This is a genomic window from Nocardioides montaniterrae, assembly GCF_054782655.1.
This window is the reverse complement of sequence record NZ_BAAGSB010000001.1, coordinates 398,390-417,040: the sequence shown is the minus strand read 5'-3', so window position 1 is coordinate 417,040 and position 18,651 is coordinate 398,390. Positions and strand designations below refer to the sequence as shown.

Genomic DNA, 18,651 nt, shown 5'->3' with positions numbered 1-18,651 from the left:
AGATGGCGAACATCAAGGCGATCTACGAGCGGCCCCTGGCCGGGCTCGACACCCTCGGCCACGAGCTGGCCTTCTACCTGCGCGTCCTGGTGAACGTGCCGCGTGCGGTGCAGCGCTTCCCGCGCGAGGTGCTGCGGATCCTGGCCGAGGTCACCCTCGGCTCCGGTGCGCTCGCCGTCATCGGCGGCACGGTCGGCGTCATCCTCGGCATGACGTTCTTCACCGGCGCCCAGGTCGGCCTGTCCGGCTACGCCGCGCTCAACCAGCTCGGCACTGCGGCGTTCGCCGGCTTCGTCTCGGCGTACTTCAACACCCGTGAGATCGCGCCGCTGGTCGCCGGCATCGCCCTGGCGGCGACCGTCGGCTGCGGATTCACCGCCCAGCTCGGCGCCATGCGCATCTCCGAGGAGATCGACGCCGTCGAGGTCATGGCGATCCCGTCGATGCAGTTCCTGGTCGCGACCCGCGTCTTCGGCGGCCTGATCGCGATCATCCCGCTCTACGTCGTCGGCCTGCTGTCGTCCTACGTCGCCAGCCAGCTGGTCGTGCAGTTCTACTACGGCCAGTCCAAGGGCACCTATCAGCACTACTTCAACACGTTCCTGCCACCGGGTGACGTGCTGTGGTCGTTCGGCAAGGTGCTGGTCTTCGCCGTCATCGTGATCCTGATCCACTGCTACCACGGCTACACCGCGAGCGGCGGCCCCGCCGGCGTGGGTGTGGCCGTCGGCCGCGCCGTCCGGACCAGCATCGTGGCGATCAACGTCGTCGACCTGCTGCTGTCGATGGCGATCTGGGGCGCGTCGACCACGGTCCGATTGGCAGGTTGACGACCATGCCCAAGCTGCTCTCCGCGCATCGCCTCCTCGGCATCCTCTTCATCTGCCTGCTGGTCGCTTCTGTCTGGCTGACCTACGCCATCTTCACCAAGCAGTTCTCCAGCTACGACCGCGTCACCCTGGAGACCTCCTCGATCGGGCTGCAGCTGCCGAACCGCGCCGACGTCAAGGTGCGCGGTGTGATCGTGGGCGAGGTCCTCAAGTCCCAGGCGCACGGCGAGCAGGGTGCGAGCATCACGCTCGGCCTCTACCCCGACAAGATCCACGAGGTGCCGGCCAACGTGACGGGCGCGATCGTCCCGAAGACGTTGTTCGGCGAGAAGTACGTCTCCCTGGAGATCCCGAAGACCGGCCCTGTCGGCACGATCGCGACGGGTGCGGTGATCACGAAGTCGCAGATGAGCGTCGAGGTCGAGCAGGTGCTCAACGACCTCTACCCGCTGCTGCGCACCGTGCGGCCCGCCGACCTGAACGCGACGCTGACCGCGATCTCCACCGCGCTGGAGGGCCGTGGCAACAAGCTCGGCGAGAACCTGTCGACGGTCGACGGCTACCTCAAGAAGCTCAACCCGGAGATCCCGGCGCTGCTGCAGGACCTCGACGAGAGCGGCAAGGTGTCGAACCTGTACGCCGACATCCTCCCGCAGGTCGCCACGATCCTGGACAACACGGTCAAGACGACGGGCACGCTGGAGGCCAAGGAGACGGTGCTGAACCACACGCTGCGCTCGATCGCCGCGTTCTCCGACACGGCGCGCGCCTTCCTGGCCGCCAACGCGGACAACTTGGCCGAGACCGGTCGTACCAGCACCCAGATCCTGCGCACGGTGGCGCCGTACTCCGCCACGATCCCGTGCATGTCGCAGACCATCGTCCGCGTGCAGGGACGTCTGGCGCAGGCGTTCCGGGGCTTCGAGCTGCACATCAAGCTCATCCCGCTGCCCAAGCAGCCGCATCCCTACACCGCTGCCGACCGCCCGCACCTCGGACACGCACCCGCGGCCAGCTGCCACGGACTGCCGAATCTCCCGTACACCTCGAGCAACCCCTACCCGCCGCTGCCGTTCATCGACGACGGAGTGCGTCGCGGCCAGAGCGGCAAGGGCAACGCGCAGCGTCCGGCCCCCGGCTTCGGCGTCGACCGGCCCGGCTACCAGGGCACGACGGCTGACGTCGCCGCGCTGCGGCATGTCCTGGCCGCGCAGTACGCCGCCGGCGGCGACGACCTCGCCCTGCTGCAGGCGGGCCCGATGGCCGCGGGAGGTGGTCGCTGATGCCACGCATGGGACTCGACAAGAAGACCACCGGCGACCTCGCGCGCTTGATGGCGTTCGTCCTCACGACCGGTCTGGCCACGAGCCTGCTCATCATCATCATCGGCAACCTCTCGTTCCAGAAGACCCACGAGTACAAGGCCGACTTCACCGATGCCGCGGGCGTGAACAAGGGTGACGACGTCCGCATCGCCGGCGTCAAGGTCGGCACGGTCAAGGACCTGGCGATCACCAAGGACAACCAGGCCGAGGTGACGTTCAAGGTCGACTCCGACATCCGCATCGACGACGCCAGCCACCTGCAGATCAAGTACCGCAACCTGCTCGGCCAGCGCTACATCGACCTCTACCAGCAGGGCAGCTCGCCGACCGTCGTACCTCCGGGTGGCACCGTCCCCGTCGCGCGCACCACGCCCGCGCTCAACCTGACCATGCTGTTCAACGGCTTCAAGCCGCTGTTCCAGGCGCTCTCGCCCGACGACGTCAACAAGCTGTCCTACGAGATCATCCAGGTGTTCCAGGGTGAGGGTGGCACGCTGCAGAGCCTGCTCGACAGCACCGCCTCGGTGACGCAGACGCTCGCCGACCGCGACACGGTCATCGGCCAGCTGCTCGACAACCTCTCGTTCGTGCTCAACCACGTGGCCGATCGCGACCACCAGCTCTCGCGCCTGATCACCAGCTTCAAGCGCCTGGTCACCGGCCTGAACCAGGATCGCGGCCCGATCCTCAACTCGTTGGACAGCATCTCGGCGCTGTCGGTCCAGACCGCCGGCCTGCTCCAGGGCATCCGGCAGCCGTTCGTCTCCGACATCCACCAGCTGCGCAGCGTGGCGACCACGCTGGACGCCGGCAAGTCCGAGATCGACCGGACGCTGCAGGTGCTCCCGATCAAGCTCACCAAGATCGGACGCACGGCGACGTACGGCTCGTGGTTCAACTTCTACCTGTGCCACTTCAAGGCGACGATTCGCGTCGGCAAGCACGTCCTCGCCAACCCGACCTATGCAACGGGTGCCGACCGTTGCTCGCTGGGATGAGGGGGAGACGATGAAGCCGTTCCGTGAACGCAACCCTGTGATCGTCGGTGCCCTGAGCATCCTGGTGCTCGTGCTCTGCCTCGTGGCGGCCCTGCGTGCTCAGGACCTGCCCCTGATCGGCGGCGGCGACACCTACTACGCCGACTTCACCGAAGCCGGTGGCCTGAAGGTCAACGACGAGGTCCGGATCGCCGGCGTCCGGGTCGGCAAGGTCGACTCGGTCAAGCTCGAGGGCGATAAGGTCCACGTCGGCTTCAAGATCAAGACCGATGCCAAGCTCGGCGACGAGACGCGTGCGGCGATCCAGGTCAAGACGATCCTCGGCTCGATGTACCTCGGGCTGGAGCCCGCGGGTGGCGGCGACCTGGGCAAGGGCACGACCATCCCCACGTCGAGGACCACGTCGCCGTACAACGTCGTCGACGCGTTCTCAGGTCTGGCCAAGAAGTCCGGGAGGATCGACACCGGACAGCTGGCGCGCTCGCTGACCACCCTCGCGGACCTGACCCGCAACACCCCGGCGTCCTTCCGCCGGGCGCTCAAGGGTGTCTCGGCCCTGTCGCGGGTCGTCGCGGCGCGTGACGCGCAGCTCAACACGCTGCTCAAGAGCGTCGACCGGGTCTCGACCGTGCTCGACTCGCGTGACCAGGACATCGTCGGCCTGATGCGTCAGTCCTCGACGCTGTTCACCGCGCTGCTGCAGCGCAAGGCCGCGATCCACAACCTGCTCAAGTCGACCGTGACGCTCAGCGTGCAGCTGACCGGCCTGGTCAAGGACTCCCGCGCCGACCTCAAGCCGGCGCTGACCCACCTGGCCAACGTGGTCGACGTGCTCAACAAGAACGACGACAACCTCGACAACTCGCTGCGGCTGATGGCGCCGTTCTACCGCGTCTTCGCCAGCACCCTGGGCAACGGTCCCTGGTTCGACACCTACGTCTACGACCTGCCACCCATCCCCGGGCTGAAGGGAGGCGTCTCATGAGCGCGACGATCCAGCGCTGGCTCCCGCTGGCCATCATCGGTGCACTGGTCGTGGCTGGTGCCTTCTACCTCTTCGGCAGCGGCAGCGGCGACAAGACCGTGACGGCGTACTTCCCGCGGGCGGTCTCGGTGTACGTCGGAAGCGACGTACGCGTCCTCGGCGTCGCCGTCGGCAAGGTGGAGAAGGTCGTGCCCGAGGGCACCGAGGTCAAGGTCGTCATGTCCTACGACAGCGACGTCAAGGTCCCCGCCGACGCGAAGGCGGTCATCGTCTCGCCCGCCGTCGTCGGCGACCGCTACGTCCAGCTCGCGCCGGCGTACCGGTACGGCAAGGTGATGGCGGACAACACCATCATCAAGGCCGACAACACCGCGATCCCGCTCGAGCTCGACCAGATCTACAGCAGCATCGACAAGCTAACGGTGGCGCTCGGCCCCAACGGCGCCAACCGCAGGGGCGCGCTGACCGACCTGCTCAACCAGACCGCGCGGAACTTCGGCGGACAGGGTGCGCAGTTCCACCAGACCATCGAGGACTTCAGCAAGTTCAGCTCGACGTTGAACGACAACAAGGACGAGCTGTTCCACTCGGCGACGAAGCTCAACTCGTTCATGACGACCCTGGCCGACAACGACGGCACCGTACGTCGCTTCAACAGCTCGCTCGGCAAGATCTCGACCCTGCTGGCGGGGGAGCGGCAGAACCTGACCGCCGCCCTGCACAACCTCGGTGAGGCGCTCGGTCAGGTCGGCAGCTTCGTGAAGTCGAACAAGGGTGTGCTGGGCCGCAACATCAAGGGTCTCAACCGCGTCTCGCAGGTGCTGGTCAAGCGCCGCGACCAGCTCGACGAGGTCCTGCGCGCCGCCCCGCTCGCGCTGACGAACCTCTACCACACCTACAACCCCAAGGCCGCCTCGCTCGACACCAACGCGAACATCGGCAACCTCGTCAACGAGCTCACCCAGAACCCGACGAACTTCCTGTGCGGTCTGGTGGCCTCGCAGGACCCGAGTGGCAGCGTGTGCAACACGATCAGGGGCCTCGGGCTCAAGCGCACCTCGCCGTTCGGGCAGGGCAGCTGGTACCAGCAGCCGTCGTACGACCCGACGCTCGGCGGGATGGTGGCCAACTGATGACTGCATCCTCACGGCGCCTGTGCGCGCTCGTCGGCCTCGTGGTCGGCGCGTTGCTGATGACCGGCTGCGGCTTCGACGTCTACCGACTGCCGCTCCCCGGTGGAGCGAGCGTCGGCGACAAGCCGATGACCGTCGACGCGAAGTTCCGCGACGTGCTGGACCTGGTTCCCCAGTCCGCGGTCAAGGTCAACGACGTGACGGTCGGCAAGATCACCAAGATCACGCGCGATGGCTACACCGCCGACGTGTCGATGAAGATCCGCAACGACGTCGACCTGCCCGCCAACGCCTGGGCGACGATCCGGCAGACCAGCCTGCTCGGCGAGAAGTTCGTCTCGCTCGACCCGCCGCCGACCGGCGAGACCGGTCGGCTCGAGAGCGGCGCGACCATCCCGCTGGACCGCACCGGCCGCAACCCGGAGGTCGAGGAGGTGCTCGGCGCGCTGAGCATGGTCCTCAACGGCGGCGGCATCGGCAAGCTCAAGATCATCACCAGCGAGCTGAACAAGACCCTCGCCGGTCGCGAGGACTCGGCCCGCTCCGTGCTGACCCAGGTCTCCCAGCTGATGAGCCAGATCAACGGCCGCAAGCAGCAGATCGTGAACGCGATCACCGGGATCAACCGCCTCGCGGTCGTCGCCCGCCAGCACATGGGCTCGATCGACCAGGCGCTGGAGAAGCTGCCCAGCGCGCTCGACTCGCTGAGTCGCCAGCGCACCGACCTGCGCCTGATGCTCAAGGCGCTGGCGCGGCTCGGCAACGTCGGCGTACGCGTGATCCAGGCGACCAAGGCCTCGACGATCGACTCCCTCCGGGCGCTGAACCCCGTGCTCACGAACATCTCGAACGCCGGCAGCGACTTCGTCAACGCGTTCAGCACGTTCCTGACCTACCCGTTCATCGACGAGTCCGTCGGGCGCGACCCGCAGGTCGCGCGCAACCTGCACATGGGCGACTACGTCAACCTGTCGGTCAACCTCGACCTCGACCTGAACAACCTCTCGTTGCCCGATGTCTTGTGCGTGCCGATCAGCCAGCTGCCCGACAGCCCGCTCGACCAGCTGATCAACATCAAGAACCTCTGCTCGGGCGCCCAGGCGGCGTTGCAGGGCTGCCTCAAGACCCCGCCCGACCAGGCCGCGTGCGCCGCGCTCCCGCAGCACCTGCTGCAGGAGATCTGCAACGCCTCGAGCCTGTTCTGCGCGGTCTCCGGCGGTTCCGGTACGTCGACCTCCCCCAACCCGATCAGCACGCTGCTGCAGCAGCTGGGCCTGGGCCGCACCGCGCCCGCGTTCGGTCGCCGTCAGGCCGCCCGCAACGCGGCCGACGAGGCGCGGTGGAGCAGGTTCGACGCGACGTACGGCGCTGACATGGCCAAGCTGATGGCGGCGCCCCTCGCGACGGAAGGAGCGCGCCCGTGATCACCAAGCGCACCAAGATGCAGCTCGTCGTGTTCGTCATCATCACGCTCGTGGGCGTGACCTACGTCGGCGCGCGATACGCCAAGCTCGACCGGTTGGTCCTGGACCGTTCCTACAGCGTCACGGCCCACTACAAGGAGTCCGGCGGCATCTTCACCGGCGCCGAGGTGACCTACCGCGGGGTCGACATCGGCCAGGTCAGCGACATGGTCCTCACCCACGACGGCGTCGACGTCAAGCTCGACATCGACAACAAGTGGGACAAGATCCCCAGCAACACCCTGGCGGTCGTGGGCAACCGCTCCGCCGTCGGTGAGCAGTACGTCGAGCTCCAGCCGCAGACCGACGACGGGCCCTACCTCGCCGACGGCAGCGAGATCGACCGCACCGAGGTCCCGATCGAGACCCAGAAGTTCCTCGGCGACATCGTCAGCACCGTCCACAGCGTCAACCGCAAGTCGCTCGCCACGACGGTCCGCGAGCTCGGCAAGGCGTTCGACGGCACCGGGCCCGACCTCGAGCGGATCATCGACACCGGCACCTCGTTCATCAAGTCCGCCGACGCGAACTTCGCGGTCACGCGTTCCTTGATCGAGCACAGCAACACCGTCCTGAACACCCAGGTGGACAGCGACTCCGCGCTGCGCGACTTCGCCAGCGGTCTGTCGGCGTTCAGCACCGCGCTCGCCGGACACGACGCCGACCTGCGCAAGGTGATCGGGCGCGGCGGGTTCGCCGCCGACCAGCTCAAGGCGTTCCTCGACGCCAACGGCGTCGACCTCGGGTCGCTGATCAAGAACGTCATGCTCACCAACCGCGTCGTGGTCAAGCACCTCAACGGCGTCAAGTGGGTCCTGGCGATCTACCCGTACGCCGTCGGTGCCGGCTACGTCGTCGTCGACAAGGAAGCCGACACCCACCAGTGGGACGCGCGCTTCGGCCTGGTCATCCCGCCGGTGTCCTTCGCGCTGTGCCACCAGGGCTACGGCGGCACGCGCCATCGCGGTCCGAACAACGGCGAGAACTGGCCGTTGAACACCGCCGCACGGTGCACCGAGCCGGTCACCAAGAGCGACCCCCGTGGCGAGCAGAACCTGCGTCGGGTGGCGCCCGACTACAGCAACCTGGCCCAGCGGACGGTTGCGTCGTACGACCCGAGCACGGGCAAGCTGACGTGGGGCGCGCCGCACGCCGATGGCTTGGCCTCGGCCGGTAGCGTGGCGCCTTCGACCCTCGGAAGGAACGCGTGGACGTGGCTGTACCTCCAACCGCTCATGGCTCGGCGGTAGGTTCGCCGGCTCTTCGGCGATTCATCCTCCTCGTCCTCCTGGGACTCCTCGTCGTGGCGCTGGTGGTCACCGTGGTCGAGATCGCCCGCAAGAGCAGCGGCGGCGACCCGCTCGACAAGGTCGACTCGCTGCACCATCCCGCCGCGAACGTCGCGCTCGACCGGGAGCAGGCGCTCGGCCGCGCCCAGGACGTGGCGACCAGGTTCAACACCTACAGCCCCGACATGCTCGACGCCTCCGGCGACATGCCGAAGTACGACGCGCTCTCGCAGGAGATGACCGCCAAGTTCGGCTCGGTCTTCCTCGACAACAGCCGGCTCGCGGCGGCCACCGTGAAGCAGACGCAGACCCGGCGCTCCGCGCACGTGTACGCCGCCGGGCTGTCCTCGATCGACGCCGACTCCGCTCAGGCGATCGTGGCCGGCACCGTCCGCCTCGCCTACCCGAACCCCAAGCGCAAGGGCGCGTGGATCGAGTTCGACCCGGTGCAGTTCCGCTACGTCGTCTCGATGGTCAAGCAGCACGGTCAGTGGCTGGTGGACGACATCGACGACGTCGACGACGGACTGCCGCCGTTCGGTGAGTCGGTCGGTCAGCAGGGGAGCCAGGGTCAGCAGGGCGGCCAGCAGCCGTCGCAGGCGCCCAGCCTGAGCGGTACGCCGAACGAGGGATCGCACTGATGGGCCTGAACCTCTACGACCTGCTCGACGTCGACGAGACCGCCGACGCCGCCGAGATCCGTGCAGCGTGGAAGTCCGCGATCGCAGATCTCGACCCCGGCGATCGCCGGTTCCGCGCCTACAACGACGCGGCCGGTGTCCTCCTCGACGCCGACAAGCGGGCGGCGTACGACGAGCAGCTCGCCGACGAGCGCGCCGCGGAGACGGACGACGAGCCGGACGCTGCCGAGGATGAGCCGGCGCCGGTCGCGCCGACCGAGGCGTCCGTCGAGACCCCGCCCGAGACCCAGGCCGAGACCGAGCCGGATGCGCTCAGCGATCCGGAGCCCGCACCGGATGCGGACGGCGAGCCGGTCGACGTACGGCCCGCACCGACGACGACTCCGCGCACCGGTCCGCCGGTGTGGTCGCTGGCGCTGGCCGGGATCGGCGCGGCCCTCGCGGTCGCGGCGGCGGCCTGGGCGATCCATGCTCCCGACGTGAAGCCGCGTGCCGAGCAGGCGGCGACCATCGCGGACACCGATCGGACGGCCGAGCAGTTCGTGGCGGACAAGATCGTGCCGGCGATGTCATACGACTACCGCACCCTCGACTCCGACCTGAAGAACCTGCAGCAGTACATGACCCCCGCGATGGCGGCCAAGCAGGCCAACCTGTGGAAGGCGCTGACCCCGGAGGCGAAGAAGGACCGGATCGTCGTCTCGCAGGGTGTCGTGACCGACGCACCGGCGACGGGCCTCACCCGGGCGAGTGCTGACGGCAAGCGGGCGCTCGTCGTCGCTTTCATCCGGCAGGACTTCAAGCAGCTCGCGAGCCCGAGCAGGACGCTCAACGTCTGGGCCAGCTTCTCGCTCGTCAAGGACAAGACCGGTCAGTGGCAGCTCGCGGACGTGTGCACCGAGCGCGACTGCAGCTGATCGTCGGCCTCACGGGCCGTGCTCGAGCCTGGGGATAATCGGCGGGGGTGCTTGACCTGAGCGCCTCCGGCGAGCATGCTCGGGGCAGCATCGTGAGTTGACACGGGGCCGGTGTTGTACCGCGCCCATGCCTCCGGTATCGTGGCGCTTTGCGCCTGCCCTCAAATGCGCATCTGCCTGTCCGGTGGCGGATGTTGTGGTGGGACGGCGTTTCGAAGAGCGAACCCGTCGAAGGACACCCCTCTTGGCCGCGCGTACCACTCCCGGTAAGTCCCGCATCTCTTTCGCGAAGATCAACGAACCTCTCGAGCTCCCGCAGCTCCTCGCCCTTCAGACCGACAGCTTTGACTGGCTGATCGGCAACGAGGCCCACTTGGAGCGCCTCGCCGCCCGTCGGGCTGCAGGCGAGGACGTGTCGGACAAGTCTGGTCTGACCGAGATCTTCGAGGAGATCTCCCCGATCGAGGACTTCTCCGAGACCATGTCTCTGTCCTTCGAGAACCCGGTCTTCTACGACCCCAAGTACACCGTGGACGAGTGCAAGGAGAAGGACCTCACCTACTCCGCTCCGCTCTACGTCTCGGCCGAGTTCACCAACAACGAGACCGGTGAGATCAAGGGCCAGACGGTCTTCATGGGCGACTTCCCGCTCATGACGCCCAAGGGCACCTTCGTCATCAACGGCACCGAGCGTGTCGTCGTCTCCCAGCTGGTCCGCTCGCCGGGCGTCTACTTCGAGCGCACCGCCGACAAGACGTCCGACAAGGACATCTTCACCGCCAAGCTCATCCCGAGCCGTGGCGCGTGGCTGGAGTTCGAGATCGACAAGCGCGACATGGTCGGCGTACGCCTCGACCGCAAGCGCAAGCAGAACGTCACCGTTCTCCTCAAGGCCCTCCAGGCCGTCGCCGAGGACACCGGCGAGGCCTACGACTACGAGGCCGTCATGGAGGAGCTCCGCCAGTTCGAGTCGATCCAGCTGACGGAGGAGAAGGACAACACGCAGGGTCCCGACGACGCGCTGCTGGACATCTACCGCAAGCTCCGTCCGGGCGAGCCGCCGACCCGCGAGGCCGCGCTGACGCTGTTGAAGAACTACTACTTCAACAACAAGCGCTACGACCTGGCCAAGGTCGGTCGCTACAAGATCAACAAGAAGCTCAGCCAGCACGAGGCCTTCGACCAGCAGACGCTGACGATCGCCGACATGGTCGCGACCATCAAGTACCTCGTGGGTCTCCACGACGGTCGGGTCGAGCTGACCGACAGCCAGGACGAGACGTTCGAGATCAACCCGGACGACATCGACCACTTCGGCAACCGTCGCATGCGCACGGTCGGTGAGCTCATCCAGAACCAGATGCGCACCGGTCTGGCTCGCATGGAGCGCGTCGTCCGCGAGCGGATGACCACCCAGGACGTCGAGGCGATCACGCCGCAGTCGCTGATCAACATCCGCCCCGTGGTCGCGGCGCTGAAGGAGTTCTTCGGAACCTCCCAGCTCTCGCAGTTCATGGACCAGACCAACCCGATCTCGGGCCTGACCCACAAGCGCCGCCTGTCCGCGCTGGGTCCGGGCGGTCTGTCCCGTGACCGCGCCGGCATGGAGGTCCGTGACGTCCACCCGTCGCACTACGGCCGCATGTGCCCGATCGAGACGCCTGAAGGCCCGAACATCGGCCTGATCGGCTCGCTCGCCTCCTACGGTCGGATCAACCCGTTCGGCTTCGTCGAGACGCCTTACCGCAAGGTCGAGAACGGCATCGTCACCGACAAGATCGACTACCTGACCGCCGACGACGAGGACCGCTACGTCATCGCGCAGGCCAACGCCGTGCTCGACGCCAAGGGCAAGTTCGTCGAGGCGAACGTCCTGGTGCGCCAGCGCCACGGCGAGGTCGGCGAGGTCGCGGCCGGCGACGTGGACTACATGGACGTCTCCCCGCGCCAGATGGTGTCGGTCGCGACGGCCCTGATCCCGTTCCTCGAGCACGACGACGCCAACCGTGCCCTCATGGGCGCGAACATGCAGCGTCAGGCCGTCCCGCTGATCCGCAGCGACAGCCCGATCGTCGGCACCGGCATCGAGTACCGCGCCGCCGTCGACGCGGGTGACGTCGTCACCTCCGACACCGCCGGTGTGGTCAAGGCGGTCTCCGCCGACGTCATCGAGACGATGAACGACGACGGCAGCTACTCCAGCTACCGCCTGCAGAAGTTCAGCCGCTCCAACCAGGGCACCTGCATCAACCAGCGTCCGCTGGTGAACGTGGGCGACCGCGTCGAGGTCGGCTCGCCGATCGCCGACGGTCCCTGCACCGACATGGCCGAGATGGCGCTGGGCACCAACCTGCTCGTCGCCTTCATGCCGTGGGAGGGCCACAACTACGAGGACGCGATCATCCTGTCGCAGCGCCTCGTGCAGGAGGACGTCCTCACCTCGATCCACATCGAGGAGCACGAGGTCGACGCCCGCGACACCAAGCTGGGTCCGGAGGAGATCACCCGGGACATCCCGAACGTCTCCGACGAGATGCTGGCCGACCTCGACGAGCGCGGCATCATCCGCATCGGTGCCGAGGTCAGCACCGGCGACATCCTGGTCGGCAAGGTCACGCCCAAGGGCGAGACCGAGCTGACCCCGGAGGAGCGCCTGCTCCGCGCGATCTTCGGTGAGAAGGCGCGCGAGGTGCGCGACACCTCCATGAAGGTCCCGCACGGCGAGTCCGGCACGGTCATCGGCGTCCGCGTCTTCGACCGTGAGGACGGCGACGAGCTGCCGCCGGGCGTGAACCAGCTGGTTCGCGTGTACGTCGCGCAGAAGCGCAAGATCTCCGTGGGTGACAAGCTCGCCGGTCGTCACGGCAACAAGGGCGTCATCGCCAAGATCCTGCCGATCGAGGACATGCCGTTCATGGACGACGGCACCCCCGTCGACGTGATCCTGAACCCGCTCGGTGTTCCGCGACGCATGAACATCGGTCAGATCCTCGAGCTCCACCTCGGTTGGCTCGGCAAGCAGGGCTGGCACCTCGGTGCCGACGTGCAGAACGAGGACTGGGCCAAGCGCCTCACCTCGATCGGCGCCGACAAGGCCGAGCCGAACACGAAGGTCGCCACGCCGGTCTTCGACGGTGCGCGCGAGGACGAGATCATCGGCATGCTCGGCCAGTCGCTCCCCAACCGTGACGGTGAGCGGATGGTCAAGGAGGACGGCAAGGCGCACCTGTTCGACGGTCGCTCCGGTGAGCCGTTCAAGGAGCCCGTGGCCGTCGGCTACATGTACATCCTCAAGCTCCACCACCTGGTCGACGACAAGATCCACGCGCGCTCGACCGGCCCGTACTCCATGATCACCCAGCAGCCGCTCGGCGGTAAGGCCCAGTTCGGTGGCCAGCGCTTCGGTGAGATGGAGGTCTGGGCGATGGAGGCGTACGGCGCCGCCTACGCCCTGCAGGAGCTGCTCACCATCAAGTCCGACGACGTGCCTGGTCGCGTCAAGGTCTACGAGGCCATCGTCAAGGGCGAGAACATCCCCGACTCGGGTATCCCGGAGTCGTTCAAGGTTCTCGTCAAGGAGATGCAGTCGCTCTGCCTGAACGTGGAGGTCCTCTCGCAGGACGGTTCCGCGATCGAGCTGCGCGATGCCGACGAGGACGTGTTCCGTGCGGCCGAGGAGCTGGGCATCGACCTCTCCCGCCGCGAGAACCTGTCCGTCGAAGAAGTCTGAGAAGAAGGAATCTAGATAACAGTGTTGGACGTCAACTTCTTCGACCAGCTTCAGATCGGCCTGGCCACCGCGGACGAGATTCGCGGTTGGAGCCACGGTGAGGTCAAGAAGCCGGAGACCATCAACTACCGCACGCTCAAGCCTGAGCGTGACGGCCTCTTCTGCGAGAAGATCTTCGGTCCCACCCGGGACTGGGAGTGCTACTGCGGCAAGTACAAGCGCGTGCGCTTCAAGGGCATCATCTGCGAGCGCTGCGGCGTCGAGGTGACCCGTTCGAAGGTCCGTCGTGAGCGCATGGGTCACATCGAGCTCGCTGCTCCCGTGACGCACATCTGGTACTTCAAGGGCGTTCCGTCGCGCTTGGGCTACCTGCTCGACCTCGCCCCGAAGGACCTCGAGAAGGTCATCTACTTCGCGGCGTACATGATCACCTCCGTCGACGAGGAGGCCCGTCACCGCGACCTGTCCTCCCTCGAGACCAAGGTCGGTCTGCAGCGCAAGTCCATCGAGGACCGCCTGGCGAACACCATCAACGACCGCTCCAAGAAGCTGGAGGAGGACCTCGCGGCCCTCGAGGCCGAGGGTGCCAAGTCCGACCAGAAGCGCAAGGTCAAGGACGGCGCCGAGCGGGAGATGAACCAGCTCCGCAAGCGCTTCGAGATCGAGCTGAACCGCCTCGACGAGGTCTGGGACACCTTCAAGAGCCTCAAGGTCCAGGACCTGATGGGCGACGAGGTGCTCTACCGCGAGATGAAGACGTGGTTCGGCAAGTACTTCGAGGGCTCGATGGGTGCTGCTGCGATCCAGAAGCGCCTGCAGGACTTCGACATCGCCCAGGAGGTCGAGAACCTGCGCGAGACCATTGCGACCGGCAAGGGTCAGCGCAAGGTGCGGGCGCTCAAGCGGCTCAAGGTCGTCGACGCGTTCCGCAAGACCGGCAACCAGCCGATCGGCATGGTCCTGGACGCCGTCCCGGTCATCCCGCCGGACCTGCGCCCGATGGTCCAGCTCGACGGTGGCCGCTTCGCGACCTCCGACCTCAACGACCTGTACCGCCGCGTGATCAACCGCAACAACCGGCTCAAGCGACTGCTCGACCTGGGTGCTCCGGAGATCATCGTCAACAACGAGAAGCGGATGCTCCAGGAGGCCGTCGACTCGCTGTTCGACAACGGCCGCCGCGGCCGTCCGGTGACCGGTCCGGGCAACCGCCCGCTCAAGTCGCTCTCCGACATGCTCAAGGGCAAGCAGGGTCGCTTCCGCCAGAACCTGCTCGGCAAGCGCGTCGACTACTCGGGTCGTTCGGTCATCGTCTCCGGTCCGCAGCTCAAGCTGCACCAGTGCGGTCTGCCCAAGCAGATGGCGATCGAGCTGTTCAAGCCGTTCGTCATGAAGCGCCTGGTCGACCTGAGCCACGCCCAGAACATCAAGTCCGCCAAGCGGATGGTCGAGCGTGGCGCGCGTCGCGAGGTGTGGGACGTCCTCGAAGAGGTCATCGCCGAGCACCCCGTGCTGCTCAACCGTGCGCCCACCCTGCACCGACTCGGCATCCAGGCGTTCGAGCCCCAGCTGGTCGAGGGCAAGGCCATCCAGCTGCACCCGCTCGTCTGCACCGCGTTCAACGCCGACTTCGATGGTGACCAGATGGCGGTCCACCTGCCGCTGTCCGCCGAGGCCCAGGCCGAGGCGCGGATCCTGATGCTGTCGACGAACAACATCCTCAAGCCGTCGGACGGCCGTCCGGTGACCATGCCTACCCAGGACATGATCATCGGCCTGTTCTTCCTGACGTCCGACCGGACCGACCAGCCCGGTGAGGGTCGTTCGTTCGGCTCGCAGGCCGAGGCGATCATGGCGTTCGACCGTGGCGAGATCACGCTGCAGAGCAAGGTCAACATCCGTTTCGACGACGCCATCGTCGACGGTGTCGAGCCGGGCGAGGTCACCACGTTCGAGACGACCCTGGGTCGCTCGATCTTCAACGACGCCCTGCCGGCGGACTACCCGTTCGTCAACTACCAGGTCGGCAAGAAGGAGCTCGGTGTCATCGTCAACGACCTGGCCGAGCGCTACAGCAAGGTCGAGGTCGCGGCGTCCCTGGACGCCCTGAAGGACAACGGCTTCTACTGGGCCACCCGCTCGGGCGTCACCGTCTCGATCGACGACGTCATCGTCGCGCCGAACAAGCCGGAGATCCTGGCCGTCTTCGAGGCCAAGGCCGCGAAGATCCAGAAGCAGTTCGAGCGTGGTCTGGTCACCGACGAGGAGCGCCGCCAGGAGCTCATCGAGATCTGGACCGAGGCGAGTGCCGAGGTCGGCAAGTCGATGCGTGCGGCGTACGCCGACAACTCGACCAACCCGATCTACATCCAGGTCAACTCGGGTGCCTCGGGTAACTTCAACCAGATCGGCCAGGTCGGCGCCATGCGTGGTCTGGTGGCCAACCCGAAGGGCGAGATCATCCCCCGCCCGATCAAGGCCAACTTCCGTGAGGGCCTCTCGGTCCTGGAGTACTTCATCTCCACCCACGGTGCTCGCAAGGGTCTTGCCGACACCGCGCTGCGTACCGCCGACTCGGGTTACCTGACCCGTCGTCTGGTGGACGTCTCGCAGGACGTCATCATCCGCGAGGAGGACTGTGGCACCGAGCGTGGTCTGCCCAAGACCATCGGCGTCACCGTCGACGGTGTCGTGGTCAAGGACGACAACGCCGAGACCGCGGCGTACGCCCGCTCGGCCGCCGTCGACATCGCCCACCCCAAGACCGGCGAGGTGCTGGTCCGGGCGGGTGACGACCTCGGTGACGTCGCGATCGCCGGGCTGCTCGAGGCCGGCATCGAGGAGGTCTCGGTCCGTTCGGTCCTGACCTGTGACGCCGCCACGGGCACCTGCGCCAAGTGCTACGGCCGCTCGCTGGCCACCGGCAAGCTGGTCGACATCGGTGAGGCGGTCGGCATCATCGCCGCCCAGTCCATCGGTGAGCCCGGCACGCAGCTGACCATGCGTACCTTCCACACCGGTGGTGTGGCGTCGGCCGACGACATCACGCAGGGTCTTCCCCGCGTCGTCGAGCTCTTCGAGGCTCGTACCCCGAAGGGCGTCTCCCCGATCTCCGAGGCCGCCGGCCGCGTTCAGATCGAGGACACCGACAAGGCCCGCAAGGTCCTCATCACCCCCGACGACGGCAGCGAGGTGCAGGAGTACGTCGTGTCCCGCCGCTCCAAGCTGCTCGTCGAGGACGGCGACCACGTCGAGGTCGGCCAGAAGCTCAACGCCGGTACCGAGGACCCGAAGGAGGTGCTTCGCATCCTGGGTGTTCGCCGGACGCAGCAGCACCTCGTCGACCAGGTCCAGGAGGTCTACCGGTCGCAGGGTGTGTCGATCCACGACAAGCACATCGAGATCATCGTGCGGCAGATGCTGCGCCGGATCACGGTGCTCGAGTCCGGTGACACCGGCCTGCTGCCGTCCGACCTCGTCGACCGCGGTCGCTTCGAGAAGGAGAACCGTCGCGTCGTCTCCGAGGGCGGCAAGCCGGCCTCGGGTCGTCCCGAGCTGATGGGTATCACCAAGGCCTCGCTCGCCACCGAGTCGTGGCTCTCGGCGGCCTCCTTCCAGGAGACCACCCGGGTGCTCACCGACGCGGCGATCAACGGTCGCTCCGACAGCCTTCGCGGCCTGAAGGAGAACGTGATCATCGGAAAGCTGATCCCGGCCGGTACCGGTCTGGAGCGCTACCGCAACATCCGCGTCGAGCCGACCGAGGAGGCCCGCCAGGCGGCGTACGCCGTCACGGGTTACGAGGCCTACGACTACGAGTTCGGTGGTGGCCAGGCTGTCGCGCTGGACGACTTCGACTTTGGTTCCTACCAGAACTGAAGCGATGTGACGTTCTGGTGCAAGAGCCAGATCGAGTAGCACCAAGGCCCTCGCGAGCTTGCTCGCGAGGGCCTTGTGCGTATCGAGATCCAGTCGCTCCCGAGCAGTCGCTGGTTTCGACACGCCCTCGCCTAGCGGCTCGGGCTACTCAACCAACGACCTGCGTGGCACCGTGGAAGCCATGGACCCGAAACAGCTGCTGACCGATGAGGAGATCGCCGCCATCGCGCCCGAGGGCTGGAGCGTCAAGGGAGACGCATTGGTGGCGACGTACGCCACCGGCAGCTTCGTGACCGGCCTGCGGCTGGTCAACGCGCTCGGCGAGGCCGCCGAGGCGGCCGACCACCACCCCGACCTGACGCTGACCTACCCGACCGTGAGCGTGCTGCTGACCAGCCACGACGCCGGTGGCATCACCCTGCGCGACATCGACCTGGCCCGGCGTACGGGCGCGCTCGCGGCGGAGCAGGGGATCGCCCTCGCGGACTGAGCCGGGTGTGATCCGGCGGGAGCGGGGTACGGGCGCGGGATGCCGCACGAACACGGAGGTGACCGCGATGGCTGACCACGAGGGCCCCAGGCCCCTGCCCGAGAACGCCGAGGTGGACAACACCGGGCGCGACTTCGACACCCGCAAGGGGATGTTCACCGACGAGCCGGGCTACGACGACGCGCCCGAGAGATACACCGTCGAGCAGGAGCCTCCGGGCTCGCAGAGGGCGGCGGTGGATCCCAGCGAGGCCAGCGTCGGCGACGTACCGCCGCCGATGGAGCGTGGGCGCTCGGAGCACCCGCCCGCCGACGGCGTGGGGTACGACGGCACGCCGGTCGACCAGATCCTGCGCGAGCGCGAGGAGCGCCTGGCCAACCGGCCGGACAACACCGAGGTCGACAACACCTGATCCGGTCTGCAACCGATCGCGGTCCGCGTGCATCAGACAGGACATGAAGAAGATCTCCGCTGTCATCGCCGGCGCCACGATCGCCGCCTCCGCCCTGCTGGTCCCGCTGACCGCCCAGGCGGGCGAGGCGGCCACGACGGTGCCGCAGTGCCGCAACGCGAACCTGCACGCCAGCTACCACTACGACGACTCGGGCATGAGCCACACCTACTGGAACCTGGTCCTCAAGAACGTCTCCGACCACGCCTGCCGCACCGGCGGCTTCGGCGGCCTGTCGTTCGTCGGCCACGGCGACGGCAGCCAGGTGGGTGCCGCGGCCGACCGCGAGGGGACCTCGCGGACGTACGTCGTCAAGCCCGGCCAGCGTCTGGTGAGCGCGGTGTCGCAGACCAGCACCGGTCCCTACGACAGCTCCGACTGCCGGCCGGTCCACGTCGACGGCTTCCGGGTCTACGTGCCGAACGCGACCCGGTCGCAGTTCATCGCGCACCCCGGCACGGCGTGCGCGAACACCCGGATCCACCTGCTCAGCCACCGGGCGTACGTGCGTCCGTGACGC

Annotated in this window: 14 protein-coding genes; all 14 read left to right on the top strand. The window is 67.3% G+C overall.

Annotation, left to right across the window (positions count from 1 at the left end; genetic code table 11):
- The first annotated feature begins 2 nt into the window (after positions 1-2).
- Complete coding sequence (locus ACYVJ3_RS02245) at positions 3-830, top strand: MlaE family ABC transporter permease (protein WP_460850859.1); 828 nt, start codon at positions 3-5, stop codon at positions 828-830.
- A gap of 5 nt (positions 831-835) precedes the next feature.
- Entirely contained in the window at positions 836-2,113 is a 1,278-nt protein-coding gene (locus ACYVJ3_RS02240; RefSeq protein ID WP_460850858.1) for an MCE family protein, read from the top strand.
- Complete coding sequence (locus ACYVJ3_RS02235) at positions 2,113-3,153, top strand: MCE family protein (RefSeq protein ID WP_460850857.1); 1,041 nt, start codon at positions 2,113-2,115, stop codon at positions 3,151-3,153. Before ACYVJ3_RS02240 ends, ACYVJ3_RS02235 begins: the two co-directional genes overlap by 1 nt.
- A 10-nt stretch (positions 3,154-3,163) precedes the next feature.
- Positions 3,164-4,138 (top strand): MCE family protein, encoded by a 975-nt coding sequence (locus tag ACYVJ3_RS02230; protein ID WP_460850856.1) that lies wholly within the window; start codon positions 3,164-3,166, stop codon positions 4,136-4,138.
- Entirely contained in the window at positions 4,135-5,271 is a 1,137-nt protein-coding gene (locus ACYVJ3_RS02225; RefSeq protein ID WP_460850855.1) for an MCE family protein, read from the top strand. Before ACYVJ3_RS02230 ends, ACYVJ3_RS02225 begins: the two co-directional genes overlap by 4 nt.
- Entirely contained in the window at positions 5,271-6,695 is a 1,425-nt protein-coding gene (locus tag ACYVJ3_RS02220; RefSeq protein WP_460850854.1) for an MCE family protein, read from the top strand. Before ACYVJ3_RS02225 ends, ACYVJ3_RS02220 begins: the two co-directional genes overlap by 1 nt.
- Positions 6,692-7,984, top strand: coding sequence for an MlaD family protein (locus tag ACYVJ3_RS02215; RefSeq protein WP_460850853.1), 1,293 nt, complete (start codon positions 6,692-6,694; stop codon positions 7,982-7,984). Before ACYVJ3_RS02220 ends, ACYVJ3_RS02215 begins: the two co-directional genes overlap by 4 nt.
- Before the next feature lie 53 nt (positions 7,985-8,037).
- Positions 8,038-8,664 carry a hypothetical protein gene (locus tag ACYVJ3_RS02210; protein ID WP_460850852.1) on the top strand — a complete coding sequence of 209 codons (627 nt, stop codon included), beginning with the start codon at positions 8,038-8,040 and terminating at the stop codon, positions 8,662-8,664.
- Entirely contained in the window at positions 8,664-9,581 is a 918-nt protein-coding gene (locus ACYVJ3_RS02205) for a hypothetical protein (protein ID WP_460850851.1), read from the top strand. The genes ACYVJ3_RS02210 and ACYVJ3_RS02205 overlap by 1 nt, the downstream gene beginning before the upstream one ends.
- Positions 9,582-9,825: 244 nt before the next feature.
- Positions 9,826-13,311: a DNA-directed RNA polymerase subunit beta gene (gene rpoB, locus ACYVJ3_RS02200; protein WP_460850850.1), complete on the top strand. Its 3,486-nt coding sequence runs from the start codon at positions 9,826-9,828 to the stop codon at positions 13,309-13,311.
- A 21-nt stretch (positions 13,312-13,332) separates the two neighbouring features.
- A complete protein-coding gene (locus ACYVJ3_RS02195; RefSeq protein ID WP_460850849.1) occupies positions 13,333-17,190 on the top strand; it encodes a DNA-directed RNA polymerase subunit beta' in 3,858 nt (1,285 codons plus the stop codon).
- 181 nt (positions 17,191-17,371) lie between these two features.
- Entirely contained in the window at positions 17,372-17,680 is a 309-nt protein-coding gene (locus ACYVJ3_RS02190) for a 4a-hydroxytetrahydrobiopterin dehydratase (protein WP_460850848.1), read from the top strand.
- Between the two features lie 67 nt (positions 17,681-17,747).
- Positions 17,748-18,092, top strand: a complete 345-nt coding sequence (locus ACYVJ3_RS02185; protein WP_460850847.1) for a hypothetical protein — start codon at positions 17,748-17,750, stop codon at positions 18,090-18,092.
- 43 nt (positions 18,093-18,135) lie between these two features.
- On the top strand, positions 18,136-18,648 hold the full coding sequence (locus ACYVJ3_RS02180; protein ID WP_460850846.1) for a DUF4232 domain-containing protein: 513 nt from the start codon (positions 18,136-18,138) through the stop codon (positions 18,646-18,648).
- The last annotated feature ends 3 nt before the right edge of the window (positions 18,649-18,651 follow it).